The sequence below is a fragment of the Pelomonas nitida genome (assembly GCF_043555975.1).
Classification (GTDB): domain Bacteria; phylum Pseudomonadota; class Gammaproteobacteria; order Burkholderiales; family Burkholderiaceae_C; genus Pelomonas; species Pelomonas nitida.
Genome location: NZ_JBIGIA010000017.1, coordinates 87,155 through 105,938, shown reverse-complemented (window position 1 = coordinate 105,938; position 18,784 = coordinate 87,155). Strand labels below are relative to the sequence as shown.

Annotated in this window: 17 protein-coding genes; 12 read left to right on the top strand and 5 right to left on the bottom strand. The window is 71.2% G+C overall.

Features of this window, described 5'->3' with window-relative positions:
* Positions 1–565: 565 nt before the first annotated feature.
* The 8 genes from ACG00X_RS19700 to ACG00X_RS19665 all read left to right on the top strand — a co-directional run bounded on the left by ACG00X_RS19700 (position 566) and on the right by ACG00X_RS19665 (position 8,740).
* Positions 566–1,246, top strand: a complete 681-nt coding sequence (locus tag ACG00X_RS19700; protein WP_394490667.1) for a hypothetical protein — start codon at positions 566–568, stop codon at positions 1,244–1,246.
* A 102-nt stretch (positions 1,247–1,348) separates the two neighbouring features.
* Positions 1,349–1,915: a single-stranded DNA-binding protein gene (gene ssb / locus ACG00X_RS19695; protein WP_394490665.1), complete on the top strand. Its 567-nt coding sequence runs from the start codon at positions 1,349–1,351 to the stop codon at positions 1,913–1,915.
* Between the two features lie 292 nt (positions 1,916–2,207).
* On the top strand, positions 2,208–3,809 hold the full coding sequence (locus ACG00X_RS19690; protein ID WP_394490663.1) for a methyl-accepting chemotaxis protein: 1,602 nt from the start codon (positions 2,208–2,210) through the stop codon (positions 3,807–3,809).
* The gene (locus ACG00X_RS19685; RefSeq protein WP_394490661.1) at positions 3,806–5,269 is read left to right on the top strand and encodes a PAS domain-containing protein; all 1,464 of its coding nucleotides are present in this window, start codon (positions 3,806–3,808) and stop codon (positions 5,267–5,269) included. The genes ACG00X_RS19690 and ACG00X_RS19685 overlap by 4 nt, the downstream gene beginning before the upstream one ends.
* A 98-nt stretch (positions 5,270–5,367) precedes the next feature.
* Positions 5,368–6,348 (top strand): dienelactone hydrolase family protein, encoded by a 981-nt coding sequence (locus ACG00X_RS19680; RefSeq protein ID WP_394490659.1) that lies wholly within the window; start codon positions 5,368–5,370, stop codon positions 6,346–6,348.
* Between the two features lie 103 nt (positions 6,349–6,451).
* The gene (locus tag ACG00X_RS19675) at positions 6,452–6,586 is read left to right on the top strand and encodes a hypothetical protein (RefSeq protein WP_394490657.1); all 135 of its coding nucleotides are present in this window, start codon (positions 6,452–6,454) and stop codon (positions 6,584–6,586) included.
* Positions 6,587–6,647: 61 nt separating this feature from the next.
* Positions 6,648–7,064 carry a YfeK family protein gene (locus ACG00X_RS19670; RefSeq protein WP_394490655.1) on the top strand — a complete coding sequence of 139 codons (417 nt, stop codon included), beginning with the start codon at positions 6,648–6,650 and terminating at the stop codon, positions 7,062–7,064.
* A 296-nt stretch (positions 7,065–7,360) separates the two neighbouring features.
* Complete coding sequence (locus ACG00X_RS19665; protein WP_394490653.1) at positions 7,361–8,740, top strand: response regulator; 1,380 nt, start codon at positions 7,361–7,363, stop codon at positions 8,738–8,740.
* 129 nt (positions 8,741–8,869) lie between these two features.
* Here the strand turns inward: ACG00X_RS19665 and ACG00X_RS19660 are convergent, their stop codons facing one another.
* The 5 genes from ACG00X_RS19660 to ACG00X_RS19640 all read right to left on the bottom strand — a co-directional run bounded on the left by ACG00X_RS19660 (position 8,870) and on the right by ACG00X_RS19640 (position 13,839).
* Positions 8,870–9,586 carry a general secretion pathway protein GspB gene (locus ACG00X_RS19660; protein WP_394490651.1) on the bottom strand — a complete coding sequence of 239 codons (717 nt, stop codon included), beginning with the start codon at positions 9,584–9,586 and terminating at the stop codon, positions 8,870–8,872.
* Positions 9,587–9,607: 21 nt separating this feature from the next.
* A complete protein-coding gene (locus tag ACG00X_RS19655; RefSeq protein ID WP_394490649.1) occupies positions 9,608–11,308 on the bottom strand; it encodes an ExeA family protein in 1,701 nt (566 codons plus the stop codon).
* Between the two features lie 71 nt (positions 11,309–11,379).
* Positions 11,380–12,300 (bottom strand): SMP-30/gluconolactonase/LRE family protein, encoded by a 921-nt coding sequence (locus ACG00X_RS19650; protein ID WP_394490647.1) that lies wholly within the window; start codon positions 12,298–12,300, stop codon positions 11,380–11,382.
* Positions 12,287–12,760, bottom strand: a complete 474-nt coding sequence (locus tag ACG00X_RS19645) for an acyl-CoA thioesterase (protein ID WP_394490645.1) — start codon at positions 12,758–12,760, stop codon at positions 12,287–12,289. Before ACG00X_RS19645 ends, ACG00X_RS19650 begins: the two co-directional genes overlap by 14 nt.
* Before the next feature lie 17 nt (positions 12,761–12,777).
* Entirely contained in the window at positions 12,778–13,839 is a 1,062-nt protein-coding gene (locus ACG00X_RS19640; RefSeq protein WP_394490643.1) for an aldose epimerase family protein, read from the bottom strand.
* 251 nt (positions 13,840–14,090) lie between these two features.
* Here ACG00X_RS19640 and ACG00X_RS19635 point away from each other — a divergent pair, with 251 nt between their 5' ends.
* The 4 genes from ACG00X_RS19635 (at position 14,091) to ACG00X_RS19620 (ending at position 18,769) form a co-directional block, all read left to right on the top strand.
* Positions 14,091–15,020: a dihydrodipicolinate synthase family protein gene (locus ACG00X_RS19635; protein ID WP_394490641.1), complete on the top strand. Its 930-nt coding sequence runs from the start codon at positions 14,091–14,093 to the stop codon at positions 15,018–15,020.
* A 70-nt stretch (positions 15,021–15,090) separates the two neighbouring features.
* Positions 15,091–16,995, top strand: a complete 1,905-nt coding sequence (locus ACG00X_RS19630; RefSeq protein WP_394490639.1) for a glycoside hydrolase family 97 protein — start codon at positions 15,091–15,093, stop codon at positions 16,993–16,995.
* Positions 16,996–17,024: 29 nt separating this feature from the next.
* Complete coding sequence (locus tag ACG00X_RS19625) at positions 17,025–17,777, top strand: FadR/GntR family transcriptional regulator (protein ID WP_394490637.1); 753 nt, start codon at positions 17,025–17,027, stop codon at positions 17,775–17,777.
* An 11-nt stretch (positions 17,778–17,788) separates the two neighbouring features.
* Positions 17,789–18,769: a LysR family transcriptional regulator gene (locus tag ACG00X_RS19620; RefSeq protein ID WP_394490635.1), complete on the top strand. Its 981-nt coding sequence runs from the start codon at positions 17,789–17,791 to the stop codon at positions 18,767–18,769.
* Positions 18,770–18,784: the final 15 nt, after the last annotated feature.

Below are 18,784 nucleotides of genomic sequence, written 5' to 3'. Positions count from 1 at the left end.
TTCCGCACCTCGGGCAACAGCGGCTGTATCCGCGACCACAGTGCTGCGCTGACTTCCTTCTTGACTGCCATCTTCCTCAGCGGTTCTTGAACTGAGGCAGATGATAAGTTTCGTTAGCGGCTCTAAGCGGCCAAGTGGAAATGGTCGGAGGATTCTCAAGTTGGCTTAGGAGATATCGGGACCGTCTACGAGCAATGATTCGCGTGCTTTCCTTGGACCGCATCGTATTGGCGGTTCGGCATTTGATGACCAAGCAACAGCTTTGGATTGTTCCAGGGCCCCACGGCTACTGCATTCGCTCCATTACGCGTGACAGCCTTGCGCAATGCTCAACGGACGGTAAGAGGCCGAACTACATGAATAGAACCGACCAGCATTGCGCCAAGTGCGCCAACTTCCTGGCGCATCCAGCCTTCCTCTCGCACTGGGTCGGGATGCATCGCGTCCATAAGGCCGTGCTGGCTCTTGACGGCGCGCCGGGTCCACTTGCTGAAGCCGCGCGACGCGGTGAGGCGGCGTGCGAGAGGATCATTGAACAACTGAGATCTGTCACGAAGGAGTAGCTATGACGTCGCCCCCTTCATCTTCAGCATGCACGGCGCACAAAGCAGTTGCTATCACTCCAAAGATCGCGTTACTTCGGAGCAGCATTTTCGAAACGAGTGTTCGAGGCGCGCTGGCGGAGTTGGAGTCCGATCCTGATCACGAAATTTCAGTCAGTGCCGTGATCGCGAGAGCTGAAGTGAACAGAACCACTCTCTATACCAAGAAGAAGCATGATCGCTCGATCTACGTTCATCAGGACCTGATCGACGACATTGAGAAAGCAATCACGCGCCGGGCTGAGCATTTGGCCAAAATCGTCGCCGCAGACTCGGGCGCCGGGCCATTGACCGACGCAAACACACCGGTGACAGACATTGCGGAACTGGCTAACGAGGCTGTACGCCAACGGGCGGCCGCGGAGGCCGCGGGGCGACAGGCGAAGAATGCCAGCCGCTCGCAAAGAGAAACTGAAGGGCGAGCGCTGGGTTTCGCGCTCGCCCTTCAGTCGATTTGGCCGATCGGTCAGCCGTCGCCGGAGATGCTGACTCGGGTAGTCCGAGAATTGTCAGATCGACTTCTTCACGAGGCACCCGATGCCCATGAAGCCGCTAGGCTGGAGGCCGCGATGTTGGCTGCGGCCTTCGGCAACACGAAGAGCCCCAAACACACCAGAAATGGCGCCACCCTGCGCTCGATCTGAACCGCCGCGTAAGCGATAATGGGCCTCCGTCATCTAGACTGTCTAGATGCGCCCCAGCGCGCTTTTTCCTTATGCGGCGCATACTTACAGGATATAGACACTGTGGCGAGTATTAATAAAGTCATCCTCATCGGCAACGTCGGCAAAGACCCCGAGGTTCGCTACAACCCCAGCGGCGGCGCCTGGGTCACCCTCAGCCTGGCCACCACCCGCAACTGGAAGAACCGCGAGACCGGCGAGCGCCAGGAAGAGACCGAATGGCACCGCGTCGTCTTCAACGACCGCCTGGCCGAGATCGTTGGCGAATACGTCAAGAAGGGCCGCCCGCTGTACGTCGAGGGCCGCCTGAAGACCCGCAAGTGGCAGGACAAGGAAGGCCGCGACACCTACACCACCGAGATCATCGCCAGCGAGATGCAGCTGCTGGGCGGCCGTGACGGCGGCGGTGGCGACGAAGGCGGCGGTGGCGGTGGCTACAGCCGCGCGGCCGGCGGTGGCGGTGGCGGCTACAGCCGTGGCGGCGCCGAAGGTGGCGACGACTTCGGCGGCGGCAGCGCCCGCCCGGCGGCTCGCCCGGCCGCACCGCGCCCGGCCCCCCAACGCGCCCCGGCCCCGGCGCCCAAGGCGTCGACCGGGTTCGACGACATGGACGACGATATTCCGTTCTAAAAAACCGCCTTCGGGCAGTTTGTCGACATCAGGCCCGCAGCCCCATGGCTGCGGGCTTTTTTCGTTCTGCCACCTGACGCCGGCGCATCTTCTGGCGCGCAAGTTCAGCGGGCCGTGCTCACCCGTGGTCGCCGCAGCCGGTGCAGCGGCTCGCATGAAGGCTGGATGGCCGGTGCGCGCGGACTCCAAGCTACGCAACTGTGCAATCCACGAATGCCCTAAAAACTATGCATGGCGCCTCCGCCACCGATCACGGAAAGTTACTCTTTGGCGATAAATGAGGAGGATAGCCATGCGTGACAACGGACCCGTGACCCAGCAAGAGTACGAGCTCAGTGCCGACTCCCCCCTGGTTTCCACCACAGACCTCCAAAGCCGCATCACGTACTGCAACCCCGCCTTCGTCGCGGCCAGCGGCTTCGACCGCAGCGAGCTGATCGGGCAGCCGCACAACCTCATCCGTCACCCGGACATGCCGGCCGAGGCCTTCCGCGACATGTGGGAGACGTTGAAAGGTGGCGAGCCCTGGACGGCGCTGGTCAAGAACCGGCGCAAGGACGGCGGCTACTACTGGGTGCGCGCCAACGTGACGCCGGTGCGCGACGGCACGGGCATCAGCGGCTATATGTCGGTGCGCACCAAGCCGAGCCGGGAGGAAATCGCCGGCGCCGAGGCCTTGTACGCCCGCATGCGCGAGGAGTACCGCGCCGCCGGCGGCGGCAAGAACCCGCGGCTGGCCACGCAGCTCAGCAAGGGGCACCTGCGGGTGCGGGGGCTCGCGGGCGTGGGCGCCTGGCTGGCCCGCCACACCTCGCTGTGGCTGGACGGCGCCGCGCTGGTGGCCGCCGGCACGGTGGCGGGCGGCGTGGCGATTGCTGCCTCAGCGCAATTCGCGCTGAGCCCGGCGCTCGCGGCGGTGATCGCGGCGTTGGTGACGGCGCTGCCGATGACGGGCTGGCTGCGCCGCCGCCAGGCCCGCGGGCTGCTGGCGGCGGCCCAGGCGGCCGAGCGCCTGGCGTCCGGTGACCTGACACAGCGCCTGCAGTCCCACCGGGAGGACGCCGAAGGCCGCTTGATGCGGGCGCTGTCGCAGCTGAACGTGAACCTGCAGGCCGTCGTGGGCGACGTGCGCCGCGAGGTGGAGGGCGTGAACGTGGCCTGCAGCGAGATCGCGGCGGGCGGGCGCGACCTGGGCGAGCGCACCGAGCAGCAGGCCGGCAATCTGCAACAGGCCGCTGCGGCGCTGGAGCAGGTGGCCGCGACCGTGCGGCACACGGCCGATGGCGCCTTCCAGGCCCGCGACCTGGCCAAGGACACCGCCGCCGCCGCGCGGGCCACCGGCAGCACCAGCGCCGAGGCGAGCGTGAGCATGAGCGCCGTGCGGGACGCGACGATGCGCATCAACGAGATCGTCTCGGTCATCGACGGCATCTCGTTCCAGACCAACATCCTGGCGCTGAACGCCGCCGTCGAGGCCGCGCGGGCGGGCGATGCCGGGCGCGGTTTTGCGGTGGTCGCGACCGAGGTGCGCACGCTGGCCAGCCGCACGCGAGAGGCGGCGCAGGAGATCAAGCGACTGGCGGAAGACTCGCGCAGCCGCGTCGAGGAGGGCGTGCGCATCGTCACCGACACGAGCCGCTCGGCCAAGGAGGCCGAAACCGCCGTCGACCAGATGAACGCGCTCATCGGCCGCATCAGCGTGGCCGTGCAGGAGCAAAGCGGGGGCATCAGCGAGGTCAACGGCAGCGTGGCCAGCATCGACGGCATCACGCAGCAGAACTCGGCACTCGTGGAGGAGCTGGGCGCGTCCGCCATGTCGCTGGCGCAGCGTGCCGAGCTGGTCACGCAGGCGGTGCGGGTGTTCCGCCTGGGTGACAACGGCCGCCACGCATGACCCCGGCCGGCCGGCAGCGCTGGCGGTTCGCGCTGGTGCCGGCGCTGGCGGGCGCGGTGCTGACGGCGCTGCTGCTGGCGGCCGCGCGGCACGAGCTGGCCGAGACGGCGACCCGCCTCGCGCTGGCCCGCAACCAGCAACGCGCCGACCTGCTGGCGCAGCAGCTCCAGCAGTCGCTGCGCGACGCCGTGAACCAGGTGCGGCTGCTGGCCCGCTCGCCGCTGCTGCGGCCTGGCGCGGCCCCGGCGCGGCGCCAGGCCGAGCTCGACGGCCTCGTCGAGCACTCGCCCCGCTTCGTCTGGGCGGGCGTTGTGGCCGCCGATGGCCATGTGCTGGCGGGCAGCCACGGGGCGCTCGCCGGGCAGTCCATCGCGCACCGACCGGTGTTCCGGGAGGGCCGTGACGGCCTGCTGAGCGATCTGCACCCGGTGGTTGCGGCGGCCCCTGCGGGGGCGAGCACCCGGCCCGCGGACGAAGCCGCCGGGCTGATCGACATCGGCGAGCCGGTGCTCGACGACAGCGGCGCGGTCGTCGCCATCGTCACCGCCCATCTGGGCCTGGGCTGGGTGCGCGAGCAGCTGGCGCTCAGCCTCGGGCCGGCCGACCGGGCCGCCGCCGACGGCCTGCAGGGGCTGGTGGTGTCGTCGCTGGACGGCCGCAGCGCCGTGCCCGGCATCGCCGTGCCGGCCGGGCTGCCGACGGGGCTGGGGCCCGCCCGCCTCTGGCAGGACGCGCAGGGCCGGCGCTGGCTCAGTGCCCAGGCCCTGCTGCGTGGCGGCTCGGGTGAAACACCGCTGCTGCCCTGGCGCACCATCGTGCTGCAGAGCGAGGCCACCGTGCTGGCGCCGCTGCGCGCCGTGACGCTGTCGATGGCCGCGCTGGGCCTCGCCGCGAGCCTGCTGCTGGCCGGTGCGGGCCTGTGGCTGGCCCGTCGCCTGACGCCGGTGTGGGACCCGCAGTTCGACACCGCGCTGGCCGGCCCGGTGGCGGCCGACGGCAGCCAGGTCGCCAGCCGCGTGCAGGCACTGCTGGCCGAGCGCGCCAACGGCGCGTCTCCCACGGAGCGGCTGCTGGGCTGGCTGGCGAGCGACGCCGCCCTGCAGCACCAGGCGCTGGCGCACCTGCCCATGGCCGTCGCGCTGGCCGATCGGGATTACCGCATCGGCGCGCTGAACCCGGCCTTCACGCGCCTGCTGGGCTGGACGACCGACACACTGCACGGCCGCCCCGTGCTGGAGCCGCTGCTGGAGAACGGCGAGATCACACCATGGGCGCGGTTGCTGCATGAACTGCAGGCCGAACCCGGCGAGTTCGTCTGCCGGTTGCAGGCGCTCACGGCCAGCGGCACACGCGTGCCCGTGCAATGCCATCTGGTGCCGATGTTCGACGCGCCCGGGCACCTGCTGGGCGCGCTGCTGCTGGTGCAGGACCTGCGCGCCCCGCCGGCTGCGGCGACCTGACCCGCACCGCCCGGATGGGTGACAGGCAATACCCGAGGGTGCTGCGCAACAGGCGGTGTTACGTTGCCCACTGCGGTGAAACATCAAAGGAGGCAGACATGACGTCGACGAGACATGGGTGCAAGACGGCGGCGCTCGCAGCATTCACGGCGCTGGCGACACTGGTCGCGCTGCCGGCGCGCGCGACCGGGGACGCCGGCTTCGAACGCCCGGCGAAGCCCGACATCACCTTCGTCCAGTTCGAGTCCCCCAACCTCGCGGCACCGGGCGTCCCGCTGACGCTGCAGGGCAAGTTCAGCCGGCCCCATGCCGCCGAGCGGCATGGCGGGCATGGCCAGCGCAAGCTGCCGGCCGTTCTCATCCTGCACGGCTCGGCCGGCATCGACGCACGCGGTGACTTCTACGAGGCCGCGCTGAACGCCGCCGGCATCGCGACGCTGCAGATCGACATGTGGCAGGCCCGCGGCTACACCAGCCCGGGCCAGCGCCCCAGCGCGCCCATCCTGACCTACCCGGACGCGTTCTCCGCCCTCGCCTTCCTGGCCCGGCAGCCCGGCATCGACGGCAGCCGCGTGGGCGTGCTCGGTTTCTCGTGGGGCGGCCTCGTCAGCCTCGGCGCGGCCGAACGCCTGTATGCCGGCCAGTTCGGCAGCGGCCTCACCTTCAAGGCCCATGTGGCGCACTACCCCGTCTGCTACGCCTGGAACAACACGGCGCTGCTGGCGGCCGTGCACAGCACCCCAGCGCAATACGGCGTGCAATGGCTGGCGCTCACCGGCGCGCCGGTGCTGATCCAGGTCGGCACCCGCGACGCCTACGACAACAGCAGCGCGCCCTGCGAGGCGCTGGCCCAGGCCGCCAACGCCAGCAACGGCGGCGTCGTCAGCGTGGCCACCTACCCCGACGCCACACATGGCTGGGACCGGCTGATGGTGCCCATCTCCGTGACGGACCCGTTCGCCAACCAGGGCAGCTACTTCAGCACCGGCGTGCCGCCGACGGTGCAACTCGCGCCCGACGCCCGGCAGGCCTACCAGGCGCGCGAGCGCGTCGTGCGCTTCTTCTCCCGTCAGTTGTAGGCAGAGACGCGACACCTCGCCATCGCCTGCTGCCAACCCGTCGTCAGCATTCACGCGTGAATTAGGGAGCGCGCCGACCGGTTTCGTGTCCCACTATTAACCCATGTTCCGCTCCGCCCACGCCCGCTTCACCGCCACGCTGATCGTGTCGGTGCTGGGCTTCGTGTTGGCGCTGGTCGTGCTCCCCGCCAGCGGCCTGCTGGACGAGCCTCTGGTGATGCTGTCGCCACCGCATTAGGGCCTGTCACGGCATGGCGTGGCGATACTCCCGCCATGCATCACCTCTCCCTGCCCTCCGCATGACGCCCGCTCGCTGCCGCCAGGCCCGGCGTGCGCCGCGGGTCCTGTTCGCACTGGCCGCCGGGTGTGCGCTGGGCGCCGCACTGGCCGCGCCGCTGCCCCCGGCAGCGCGCGCCGAGGTCGACGCCTTGCTCAACCGGCTGCAGTCCTCCGGCTGCGAGTTCAACCGCAACGGCAGCTGGTATGCCGGCGCCGAGGCCCGGGCCCACCTGCTGAAGAAGCTCGACTACCTCGAAGGCAAGGGCCAGGTGCAGACGACCGAGCAGTTCATCGCGCTGGGCGCCTCCGCCAGCAGCATGAGCGGCCAACCCTACCTCGTGCGCTGCGCCGGCAAGCCGGCCATGCCCAGTGCGGGGTGGCTGAGCAGCGAATTGCAACAACTGCGCACAATCCGCGCCCCCTCGGCGCCCCACTGAGCGCTGCCGCCATGCCCTAAGCTTCCGGTCCAGCGCAGCGCCGGTCGCGCGCCGCCAGCCTACCCGGAACCACCATGCGCGCCATCGCCGCCCCACTGCTGCCGTCCCTGAGCCTGCCCGGCCGCGGCATCGCCGCGGAGCGATGTCGCCGTCGTGCGCGCGCCCCCGCCCGATCGCCGTCCTGACCGATCCGCCGACAAACCGGCCTCCATCCCGCCCGACCGGCACTCTTCGGTAAGCTGCCACGCCTGGCGCCGAAGATGCCGCCCCCTGCTGCCCAAACGTTCCCTCTTGATATGAACGAGCTGCTGATCCTGATCCTTGTCGCCGCACTGACGGTGGCCATGTTGTTGTTGGTGTGGGGCCGCCGCCGGCGCCAGCAACGCGCCCGCCAGGAGGCCAAGCGCCGGGAAGCGCAGCAGCGCCACACGGCAGGACAGGCCGCCCATGCGGCCCACGCCCAGCGCCTGGCGGCGGAGCGTCAACTGGCATCGGCCCCCGACGAAGCCGCCCGGCGTGACGAAGCCGCGCGACGGGACGCGGCAGCCGACCGTGAAGCGGCCGAAATCGTCCGGCGCATCGCCGAAGCCGAAGTGGCCCGGCAGGCCCGCACCCGCCCGGAGCCCACGCCGCCAGCCGTCGACACCGCCGCACAGGCCCGGGCCCAGGCAGAGCGCGAGGCCGCAGAAGCCCAGGCCCGCGAAGAGGCCGATCGCCTCGCCCGGGAGCAGGCGGCTCGAGAAGAAGCCGAGCGCGCCGCCCATGCGGCGGCCGAGGCGCAGGCCGCGCGCCTGGCCGCCGAAGCCCGGGCCCGTGCAGAAGCCACGGATCGCCTCGCCCGCGAGCGGGCCGAACATGAGGCTGAACGCGCGGCCGAACGCGAGGCCGCCCGTGCCGCCGCCGAAGCCGAGGCAGCCCGCCTGGCCGCCGAAGCCCGGGCCCGTGAAGAAGCCGCCGCGCGCCTCGCCCGCGAACAGGCCGAGCGTGAGGCCGCCGCGCAAGCCGCTCGTGCCGCCGCCGAGGCCGAGGCCGCCCGCCTGGCCGCCGAGGCCCGGGCCCGTGAAGAAGCTGCCGAGCGCCTCGCCCGCGAACAGGCCGAGCGCGAGGCCGCCGCGCAAGCCGCCCGTGCCGCCGCCGAAGCCGAGGCCGCTCGCCTGGCCGCCGAGGCCCGGGCCCGCGAGGAAGCGGCGCGCCTGGCCCGGGAGCAGGCCGAGCGTGACGCGGCCGAGCAGGCGGCCCGTGCCGCCCAGGAGCTGGCACAGGCGCAGGCCGCCGCCCCCACCCGCGAACTGCGGGCGGACGAAACCCTGGTGCTGGTGGCCGACGACTCCAAGATCGTGCGCGTCAAGCTCAATCGCCTGCTGGTGAGCCAGCACTACCGCGTCGCGCTGGCCGAGAGCGGCGAGCAGGCGCTGGAGCTGATGGCGGCGGAACGCCCGCATTTGCTGATCACGGACGTGGAAATGCCCGGCATCGACGGCTTCGAGCTGACGCGCGTGGTGCGCGCCACGCCCGCCACGGCCGACCTGCCGGTCGTCATGATCACCGGCTCGGATGACAAGCACGAGCAGGCGCGCGCCGCCGGCGTCACACAGCTGCTGGGCAAGCCCTATCCGGAAGAGGCGCTGATCGCCGCCATCGAATCCGCCCGGCTGGCGGTGCGCGTCCCCGCCTGACGCCGGGCGTGACCCCGCCACCGCGTTGCCGGTGCGGGGCGCCCGCCCGGGAGATCTCGCGACGGTCGCGGGAATGCCGTGCATGCCAGGCGCCGGGATGCGCCGTGACGGCCTCGCGAAATCTCCGGGCTACGTGGGCTGCCGGTAGCGCTGGCCCTTGAAGCGCAGCACCAGTTCACGCGGGCGGATCTGCTCCAGCACGAGGTCCTTCGTCAGCTTGGCGCCTTCGTGCTGCACCTCGCCATTGACGATGACGAGCCGGCTGGCCGGATCATCGGAGTAAACCGAGCCACCGATGGCCAGCGTCGGCAACTCCCGGCGCACGCCATCGGGCAGTTCGGACACGCGCGGCAAGGGCGCCTCGGTCGCGCCGGCCCCTGCCGGGGGCGCGGGCGGCCGGGCCGGCGAGGCGCCGGGCGCCGCCGGCCGCGGCGCGGGGGGCGCCATGACCGTGCCGGGCGGTGGCATCGGCGGCAGGTAGGGCGAGGCGGCGCCGACCGGCGGCAGGCGCCCAGCGTCACCGCCCGGCGGTGGCAGGGTCTGCGGCGGCGTGCCGACAACGGCGGTCACTGGCTCGGCAGGCGGCGGCGCGGCAACCACGGGGGCGGCTGCCGGGGCCGGCAAGGGCGGCGGGGGTTCGTGCGAGCCGCCCGCCAGCCAGGTACCGACGCCGACGCCGGCCAGCAGCAGCAGGCCACCGCCAGCCCACGGCAGCCAGCGGCGACCGCCAGCCGGCGAGGCCGTGCCGCCAACGGACAGCGGTTGGGCGTGCAGGCCAGGAACCTGACCGCGCTCGCGTTCGCGATCGGCTTCCGCACGGCGCAGGGCTTCGAGGATGTAGGACATGGTGTTTGCGTCCGTCGATTCTCAACGAGCCACGTCCAGGCGGGGCTCGGCCACACCTGTTGCGCGGTTGATCTGCATCAGCGTGACCGGGCCGATGCGCCCGTCGGGGGGCAGGCCCTGGGCGGCCTGGAAGGCCTGGACCTGCCGGGTCAGCTCCGCCACGCTGGGGGTCGCACCCGCGGCGCTGGCGGGCAGGCCGGGCACGCGGGCGAGCTGCGCGGCCAGCCAGTTGCGCAGCGGGCCCATGTTGTCCGCCCGGTTCACATAGCCCGGCGGCGGGCGCCAGAAGGTGGCGAATTCGCCACGCCATGCTCCCGCCAGCTCGGCCACCGCGACGCGGCGCAGCCGGCCCTCGACGAGCAAGGTGGCCTGCGGCCCGTCCAAGCCCACCAGTGCCGCCAGCCCGCCCGGCTGGCCCGGGCGCTGCAGGGCCAGCAGCACCGGCCGGTCCATCAGGCGGATCAGCGACAGGCTGCCGCCATTGTTGCGATAGCACTGCAGGCCGCGTTGCACCGCCGCGAGGCAGGCATCGGCGCCGGCCGCCAGCGGCAGCCCCCAGCGCTGGGCCAGCCCCTCCCAGGCGTCGCTCTCGCGCGGCTTCCAGTCGGCCAGGCGCAGCGGCTCGGCCGCCGGCGGTGCGCTGGCCAGCGCGGCCGAAGCGGGTCTCGCCGCGGGCGCCATGGCTGCCGATGCCGCGGACGCTGCTGATGCTGCGATGGGCACCGCAGGCCGCGACGCAGCGCCGGAGGCCGACACGGCAGCCACCGGTACCGAGGCGACGCGGGCCGCCTGGCGGCCCGCCTGCCACTGCAGCCACCACGCCAGGCCCCCACCGGTCAGCGCAGCCGCCGTGACCACGAGCGAAATGCCCAGCACGTCCGGGCGGCGCTTGGCCGGGGGCGCTTTGCGCCGCACCTCGAACACCTCACCGGCGGCGTGCTGCACGATCTCGGCCGTGATCAACGCCTGGCCGCTGCCGTAGGCGCCGAGCAATGCGCGGTCGCACAGCAGGTTGATGCGGCGGGGCACGCCGCGCGTGAGCTCGTGGATCAGCCGCATGGCCTTGGCGTCGAACGGCACGACGCCCGTCAGGCCGGCAACTTTCAGCCGGTGCTGGATGTACTGCGCCGTCTCGGCCTCCGACAGCGCGCCGAGGTGAAAGCGCGCGACCACGCGCTGCGCCAGCTGCTCCAGCCGCGAGCGGGCCAGCATGCGGCGCAGCTCGGGCTGACCGATCAGCACCACCTGCAGCAGCTTGCGCTCGCTGGTCTCGAGGTTGGTCAGCAGGCGCAGCTGCTCCAGCACGTCCGCCGACAGGTTCTGCGCCTCGTCGATGATGAGGACGTTGTTGCGCCCGGCGGCGTGCTGCGTGAGCAGGAAGGTGTTCAGCGGATCGATGTAATCCTTGACCGTCTGCGCACCCGGCGGCACGAGGACATGGAACTCGTCGCAGATGGCCTGCAGCAGCTCCATGACGGTGAGCTTGGGGTTGAAGATATAGGCGACGTTGCAGTTCGCCGGGATTTGCTCCAGGAAGCAGCGGCAGACGGTGGTCTTGCCGGCCCCGATCTCCCCGGTCAGCAGCACAAAGCCGCCCCCGCCGTCCAGCCCGTACAACAGGTGAGCGAGGGCCTCGCGGTGGCGCTCGCTCATGAACAGGTAACGAGGGTCCGGCGCGATCGAGAACGGCGGTTGCTTCAAGCCGAAAAATGGCGCGTACATAGGGCGGCAGGATAACCACCCCCGCAGCCCCGGCCGACCAACACCTGCCGCTGCAATGCTGCGGCAGCGGCTCAGTCGTCGTTGAACAGCGGCTCGGGCAGGTAAAGACCGGGTTCGACGGCCATGCCGAACAGGCTGCCGGACAGCGGGCGGGACATCAGCTCGGCCGTGCTCAGCCCCTCGCGGGCCGTCGTCACGAGCAGCTGGTCGCCCGCCGGGCCGCCCAGGGCCGGGCAGGTGGTGTTGGCGACGGGCACCGTGTAGCGGCCGAGCAAGCGGCCGTCCGGCCCGTAGCGGGCCACGGTGCCGGCGCCCCACTCGGCATTCCACAGGCCGCCCTTGGCGTCGATGCAGGACCCGTCGGGAAAGCCGTCACCGGCGTCCTTGCGGACGAACACGCGCGGCTCGCTGACGCGGGCGCTGGCCGAGTCGTAGTCGCACACCATGATGCGGCGGGTCGGCGTGTCGGCGTAGTACAGCCGCCGGCCGTCGGGGCTGAAGCACAGGCTGTTGGCGATGGCCACGCCGTCCAGCGCCAGGCGGCGCAGACCGCGGGCCCGGCTGTACTGGTAGATGCCGCCGATGGGCCGGCGCGGCTCGGCCTCGTTCAGCGTGCCGAACACGAAGGCGCCGCTGCGGTCGCAGCGCCCGTCGTTTGCGCGCGTCGTCGGCAGCTGCGTCTCCAGCGGGGCCAGCGTTTCGGGCTCGGCGTCGAGGCTGCCGGTGGCCTGCAGGTCGGGCAGCACGAGGCGGGCGACGCGTTTGGCCATGGCCAGCAGCAGCGCGCCGGAGCGGGCATGCACGAAGCAGCCGACACGCTCGGGCAGGCGCACCTGCAGCGCGGTGGCGGCGCCGGGGGTCCAGGCGTACAGGCAGGCGCTTTCGATGTCGGTCCACCACCAGCGGCCCGACGGCGCATGCCATTGCAGCCCCTCGCCGAGGCGGTTGGCCTGGGCGAGCGCCAGGGCGAACGGGTGCTCAGGCCTGCTCATCGGGGCGGACCTCCAGCTGCGCGCGGGCCTGCTTGCGGGCGACGGCCGCGGCGTGGCGGCGGCGCTCCTCCGGCGTGAACGGCCGCAGCGGCGCGACCGCCACGGGCTTGTTGTCGTCGCCCACGGCCACCATCGTGAAGTAGCAGCTGTTGACGTGGCGCGAGGCCTGCGTGCGGATGTTCTCGGCCACCACCTTGATGCCGACCTCCATCGACGAGGTGCCGGTGTGGTTGATGCTGGCCAGGAAGGTCACGAGCTCGCCGACGTGGATGGGCTGGCGGAAGATGACGCGGTCCACCGACAGCGTGACGACGTAGCGCCCGGCATAGCGGCTGGCGCAGGCGTAGGCCACCTGGTCCAGCAGCTTGAGGATGTTGCCCCCGTGGACGTTGCCGGCGAAGTTGGCGGTGTCCGGTGTCATCAACACCGTCATCGTCAGTTGGTGGGCGGGGAGGTCCATGGTGCTTGCAACTCCGGTCAGAGGAAGCGGTGGATTGTCGTGCTGCGCCAGACCTGCCCCGGCCGCAGCACGGTGGTGGGCCAGTCGGCGCTGGCTTCGTGGTGCGGCGAGTCGGGGTTGTGCTGGGTTTCCAGGCACAGGCCGTCGCCCTGGCGGTAGATGCGGCCCTGGGGCCCGGCCAGCGTGCCATCCAGGAAGTTGCCGGAATAGAACTGCATCGCGGGCTCGCTGGTGAGCACCTCCATGCGGCGGCCGGAGGCGGGGTCTTCCAGCGTGGCGGCGTGGCGCAGGCCGTCGGCGTCGGCCGGGCCGTCGAGCAGCCAGTTGTGGTCGTAGCCCTTGGCGACAAGCAGCTGCGGGTGGGCCTGGCGGATGCGCGCCTCGATGGCCGTGGCGGTGCGGAAGTCGAACGGCGTGCCGGCCACCGGCGCGTGGCGCAGCGGGATCAGGTGCCGGTCCACCTCGCTGTAGCGCGACGCCGGGATCGTCAGGCGATGGCCCAGCACCGAGCCCTCGCCGGCCAGGTTGAAGTAGTCGTGATGGGTGAGGTTGATGACGGTGGCGCGGTCGGTCGTGGCCTCGTAGTCGATGCGCCAGCGCTTGTCCGTCGCGCTGATGCCGTAGCGCACGCTGACCTGCAGCTCGCCGGGAAAGCCCTGCTCGCCATGCGGGCTGGTGTAGCGCAGCAGCAGGGCCTGGGCCTCGCCGGGCCGGGGCGCCACCGGCTCGGCCTGCCACAGCCGGTGGCCGAAGCCCTCGGTGCCGCCGTGCAGGCAGTTGGGGCCGTCGTTGCGGCTCAGGGCGTGGGTTTGGCCGTCGAGCTCGAACTGCGCGCCCGCGATGCGGTTGCCGTAGCGGCCCACGATGACGCCGAAGGCCGGGTTGCGGTGGACGTAGTCGTCCAGGTTGTCGAAGCCGAGCACGACGTTGCCGCTGCGCCCCTGCGCATCCGGCACCCACAGCCCAGTGACGATGCCGCCCAGCGTGATGGCGGTCAGCGTCAGGCCACAGCCGTTGCCCAGCGTGTATTCATGCACCACGCGGCCATCGGGCAGCGTTCCGTAGTCGCGACGATTCATCTGCACCACCTCCGGCGGCGTTGCGGCACCACCGCCGCACAACACAAAGCCGCGCCAGCCCGCTCGGCGCCGGGCGAAGCCGCTCATTATTCGTCATACTTTTCTGGCTGAGTGCCGCCGAATTTCGGGTTTACCCCAGCCGCCGCCGCCAAATAGTCATACTTTAATGAGCGATCGCCGACGGCCACCGTCGGCCCGGCGCCCCCGCCCCGCGCCGGCACCCACAAGCCCCAGAGACAAGGGATCGCATCTTGAGCGCCTCCGCCACCCGCCCCTATCGCGGCGTCTTCCCGGTCGTTCCGACCATCTTCCACGCCGACGGCACGCTGGACCTGCCGGGCCAGCTGCGCTGCGTGGACTTCATGATCGACGCCGGCTCCACGGGCTTGTGCATCCTGGCCAACTTCTCCGAGCAATTCGTGCTGTCGGACGCCGAGCGCGAGACGCTGACCCACGCCATCCTGGGCCACGTGGCCGGCCGCGTGCCCGTCATCGTCACGACGACGCATTACTCGACGCAGATCTGCATCGAGCGCAGCCAGCTGGCTGAAGCGCTCGGCGCGGCGATGGTGATGGTCATGCCGCCCTACCACGGCGCCACGTTCCGCGTGTCGGAAGGCCAGATCGAGAGCTTCTACCAGCGCCTGTCCGACGCGATCGCTATTCCCATCATGATCCAGGACGCCCCGGTGGCCGGCACGCCGTTGTCCGTGCCGCTGCTGGCGCGCATGGCTTCAACCATCGCCAACGTGAAGTATTTCAAGCTGGAGATGCCGCAGGCCGCCAGCAAGATGCGCGAGCTGATCCGCGTGGGCGGCGCGGCCATCGAAGGCCCGTGGGACGGCGAGGAAGCCATCACGCTGCTGGCCGACCTGGACGCCGGCGCCACCGGCGCGATGACGGGCGGCGGCTTCCCCGACGGCATCCGCAAGATCTTCGACGCCTTCCACGCCGGTGACCGCGAGACCGCCGTCGCCGAGTACGGCCGCTGGCTGCCGTTGATCAACTACGAGAACCGCCAGGGCGGCATCCTGACCGCCAAGGCACTGATGAAGGAAGGCGGCGTCATCCACAGCGACGCGCCGCGCCACCCCTTCCCCGAGATGAGCCCCGAGGTGCGCGCCGGCCTGCTGGACGCCGCCCGCCGCCTCGACCCGCTGGTGCTGCGCTGGGGCCGATAACCCACCCGCCCGCCACCCCGGCGCTGCCGCCCAGCGCCTTTGCCGGCCCCTGTTCGCTGTGAGACCCGCCATGCGCTTCATCGCCCCGCTGCTGCTCGCCCTCCCCGCCGTGGCCCACGCCCTGGCCCCCACGCTCGGCAGCCCCGACGGCCAGCTGCAGGTCGACGTCTCGGTCAACGACCGGCAGCAGCTGGTCTACACGGTGCAGCGCGCCGGCCAGCCCGTGCTGCTGGCGTCGCGGCTTGGCCTGGTGCTGGCGCAGGGCGACTTCGCCAACGGGCTGACGCTGGTGGCCACCTCCGCCGTGAAGCCGCACCGCGAGCGCTACACGCTGGCCGCCGGCAAGCGCCACCAGGTCGACGTGCGCGCCAACGAGCAGCAGTTCACCGTGGCCAACGCGGCCGGCCAGCGCATGGTGCTGACGCTGCGCGCCGCCAACGACGGCCTGGCCCTGCGCTATGCGGTGCCCGGGCCTGGCCGCAAGCAGTTCGTGGACGAGCTGACGAGCTTCGCCTTCCCGGCCGACGCACGCGCCTGGCTGCAGCCCATGTCCGTCGCCAAGACCGGCTGGAAGCGCACCAACCCGTCGTACGAGGAGCACTACCAGACCGACATCCCGGTGGGTACGCCGGCACCGTCGCAGGCCGGCTGGGTCTTTCCGGCGCTGTTCCGCACGGGCAGCAACTGGGTGGCGCTGACCGAGGCCGGCATGGACGGGCGCTTTCATGCGTCACGGCTGAGCCACGATTCGGCCGGCGGCACCTACCGCATCGGTCTGCCGGAGCCCAGCGAGGTGTTCACGGGCGGCCACCGACTGGCCGAGGTGGGCGGGCCTCTGACGACGCCCTGGCGCGTGCTGGCCATCGGCCCGCTGAAGACGGTCATGGAGTCGACGCTGGGCACCGACCTCGCGGCCCCCGCCGTCATCGACCCGAAGCAGATCAAGCCCGGCCCCGCGTCGTGGAGCTGGGCGCTGCTGAAGGACGAGGGCACCGTGTTCGATGTGCAGAAGCGCTTCATCGACTACGCGGCCGACATGCGGTGGCCCTACACGCTGGTGGACGCCGACTGGGACCGCAAGATCGGCGACGCCCAGATGAAGGCACTGGCCGCCCACGCCCAGGCCCGCGGCGTGGGGCTGCTGGCCTGGTACAACTCGTCGGGCGCCTGGAACGACACGCCCTACACACCCAAGAGCGCGCTGCTGACGAAGACCGACCGCGCTCGCGAGTTCGCGCGCATGAAGGCCATCGGCGTGAAGGGCCTGAAGATCGACTTCTTCGGCGGCGACGGCGCCTCCATGCAGGCCTACTACGTGGACCTGCTGAAGGAAACCGCCGCCGCCGGCCTGCTGCTGAACTTCCACGGCGCCACGCTGCCACGCGGCTGGAGCCGCACCTACCCCCAGCTGCTGACGACCGAGGCCGTGAAGGGCTTCGAGTTCGCCACCTTCACGCAGGCCGACCAGGACCGGGTCGCTCGCCACGCCGCCATGCTGCCGTTCGCGCGCAACCTGTTCGACCCGATGGACTTCACGCCCGTCGTCTTCCACGACATCCCCAACATCCAGCGCGCCACGCGCAACGGCTTCGAGCTGGCCGAGAGCGTGATCTTCCTGTCCGGCATCCAGCACTACGCCGAGACGCCCGAGGGCATGGCCACCGTGCCGCCCTACGTGAAGACCTTCATGCGCGAGCTGCCGCGCCGCTGGGACGACGTGCGCTTCCTCGACGGCGAACCCGCCCGCTACGTCGTGCTGGCGCGCCGCGCGGGCAAGGAGTGGTTCATTGCCGGGCTGAATGCCGACGACACGCCGCGCGAGGTGACGCTCGACCTCGGCTGGCTGGGCACCCGCGAGGGCCAGCTCATCACCGACGGCGCGGGCCCGCGCGAGTTCACCGAAGGCCGCCTCGCCGGCCCGGCCGCCACGCTGACGCTGGCCCCGCACGGCGGCTTCGTCGCGCGCTTTCGATAATGCAGCCTTTACTCGCCAGCCCGGCGCCGATGAAGACCCGCGCGGATCACGCCACCTACAGCGCCCAGCCCGAGGGCAAGAGCCAGCACGGCCGCATCGTCGGCGAACTGGGCCTGGCCATCGTCGGCGGCGACCTGCAGCCCGGCGACAAGCTGCCCCCCGAGGCCCAGCTGCTGGAGCGCTACGAGATCAGCCGCCCCGTGCTGCGCGAGGCGGTGCGCGTGCTCGTCGCCAAGGGGCTGGTGGTGTCGCGCCAGCGCGCCGGCGCCATCGTGCGGCCGCGCAACGAGTGGCACTTGCTGGACCCTGACGTGCTGTACTGGCTCATCCAGGCCCGGCCGCCGCGCGACTTCGTGCAGACCTTGCTGGAGGTGCGCCAGGTCTTCGAGCCCGCCGCCGCCGCGCTGGCTGCCCGCGCCGCGACGGACGAGCAGCTCGCCGGCATCGCCCAGGCCTACGAGGGCATGGCCGCGGCCCGCACGACGGCCGAGCTGCTGGAGCCCGACCTCGCCTTCCACCGCCGCATCGCCGAGGCCACCGGCAACGACCTGCTGGCCTACATCGGCAACATGCTGTCGCTGGCGCTGCGCGAGTCCATCACGCTGTCGAGCCAGCTGCCCAACACGCACGAACTCTCGCTGCCGCGCCACAAGGCCATCCTGACCGCGCTGCAGGCCCGCGACCCGCTGGGCGCCCGCCAGGCCACGCTGGTGCAGCTGGACGAGACCGGCGACGACATCAACAGCGTGCTGGCCAACGATGGCCGGGTGAATCTGGCTTGATGCGCATGCCGATGGACGACGATGACAGCACGACACCCGGCGCGTTGACCGACGCCAGCCCCAACCCCAACTGGTTTCTGCGTGCACGGCTGAAAACGCGCCAGCTGCTGCTGCTCATCGCGCTGGACGACGAGCGCAACATCCACCGCGCCGCCGAGGTGCTGTGCATGACGCAGCCCGCCGCGTCCAAGCAGCTCAAGGACCTGGAGGACATGCTGGACGTGCGGCTCTTCGAGCGCCACCCACGCGGCATGGCCCCCACGCTGTACGGCGAAACCATGATCCGCCATGCGCGCATGGCGCTGACGTCGCTGTCAGCCGCCCATGAAGACATCGTCGCGCTGAAGCACGGCCTGAGCGGCCGGGTGGAGGTGGGCGTCATCATGACGCCGGCCATGGGCCTGCTGCCGCGCGCCATCTCACGCATCAAGCAGCAGGCCCCGCAGCTGCGCATCGGCGTGCACATGGAGGCCAGCAAGCTGCTGCTGGACATGCTGCAGCGGGGCAAGCTGGACTTCATGATCGGCCGCATCCTCGAAGAGGAAAACGCGGGCGGCCTGCACTACGAGGAGCTCAGCGTGGAGCCGGCCTGCGCCGTTGCGCGGCTGGGCCACCCGCTGCTGAAAGCCGACAACCTGAAGCTCGCCGACCTGGCCGACCAGCCCTGGATCCTGCCGCCGCAAGGCAGCGTGCTGCGGCACCGCTGGGAGCTGATGTTCCGCCGCGCCGCGCTGGAGCCGCCATCCAACTGCGTGGACACGACGGCGCTGCTGCTGATCACCGCGCTGCTGCAGCAGACCGACTCCCTGCACGTGATGCCGGTGGAAGTGGCGCGCTACTACGCGTCGCTGAAGGTGCTGGGCATCCTACCGATCGAACTGCCCTGCCACATGGACGCCTTCGGCATCATCACCCGCGAAGGCCACCTGATGGCGCCGGGCGCCCGGCAGCTGCTTCACGAGGTGAGGCTGGCGGCGCGGGATTTGTATTGAGCCGAGGGAGCCGCG

Excerpts from the sequence above, each read along its gene's own strand:
- ACG00X_RS19700 (WP_394490667.1), top strand. The coding sequence starts at position 566 with ATGACGTCGCCCCCTTCATCTTCAGCATGCACGGCGCACAAAGCAGTT.
- ACG00X_RS19690 (WP_394490663.1), top strand. The coding sequence starts at position 2,208 with ATGCGTGACAACGGACCCGTGACCCAGCAAGAGTACGAGCTCAGTGCC.
- ACG00X_RS19685 (WP_394490661.1), top strand. The coding sequence starts at position 3,806 with ATGACCCCGGCCGGCCGGCAGCGCTGGCGGTTCGCGCTGGTGCCGGCG.
- ACG00X_RS19680 (WP_394490659.1), top strand. The coding sequence starts at position 5,368 with ATGACGTCGACGAGACATGGGTGCAAGACGGCGGCGCTCGCAGCATTC.
- ACG00X_RS19675 (WP_394490657.1), top strand. The coding sequence starts at position 6,452 with ATGTTCCGCTCCGCCCACGCCCGCTTCACCGCCACGCTGATCGTGTCG.
- ACG00X_RS19670 (WP_394490655.1), top strand. The coding sequence starts at position 6,648 with ATGACGCCCGCTCGCTGCCGCCAGGCCCGGCGTGCGCCGCGGGTCCTG.
- ACG00X_RS19665 (WP_394490653.1), top strand. The coding sequence starts at position 7,361 with ATGAACGAGCTGCTGATCCTGATCCTTGTCGCCGCACTGACGGTGGCC.
- ACG00X_RS19660 (WP_394490651.1), bottom strand. The coding sequence starts at position 9,586 with ATGTCCTACATCCTCGAAGCCCTGCGCCGTGCGGAAGCCGATCGCGAA.
- ACG00X_RS19655 (WP_394490649.1), bottom strand. The coding sequence starts at position 11,308 with ATGTACGCGCCATTTTTCGGCTTGAAGCAACCGCCGTTCTCGATCGCG.
- ACG00X_RS19650 (WP_394490647.1), bottom strand. The coding sequence starts at position 12,300 with ATGAGCAGGCCTGAGCACCCGTTCGCCCTGGCGCTCGCCCAGGCCAAC.
- ACG00X_RS19645 (WP_394490645.1), bottom strand. The coding sequence starts at position 12,760 with ATGGACCTCCCCGCCCACCAACTGACGATGACGGTGTTGATGACACCG.
- ACG00X_RS19640 (WP_394490643.1), bottom strand. The coding sequence starts at position 13,839 with ATGAATCGTCGCGACTACGGAACGCTGCCCGATGGCCGCGTGGTGCAT.
- ACG00X_RS19630 (WP_394490639.1), top strand. The coding sequence starts at position 15,091 with ATGCGCTTCATCGCCCCGCTGCTGCTCGCCCTCCCCGCCGTGGCCCAC.
- ACG00X_RS19625 (WP_394490637.1), top strand. The coding sequence starts at position 17,025 with ATGAAGACCCGCGCGGATCACGCCACCTACAGCGCCCAGCCCGAGGGC.
- ACG00X_RS19620 (WP_394490635.1), top strand. The coding sequence starts at position 17,789 with ATGGACGACGATGACAGCACGACACCCGGCGCGTTGACCGACGCCAGC.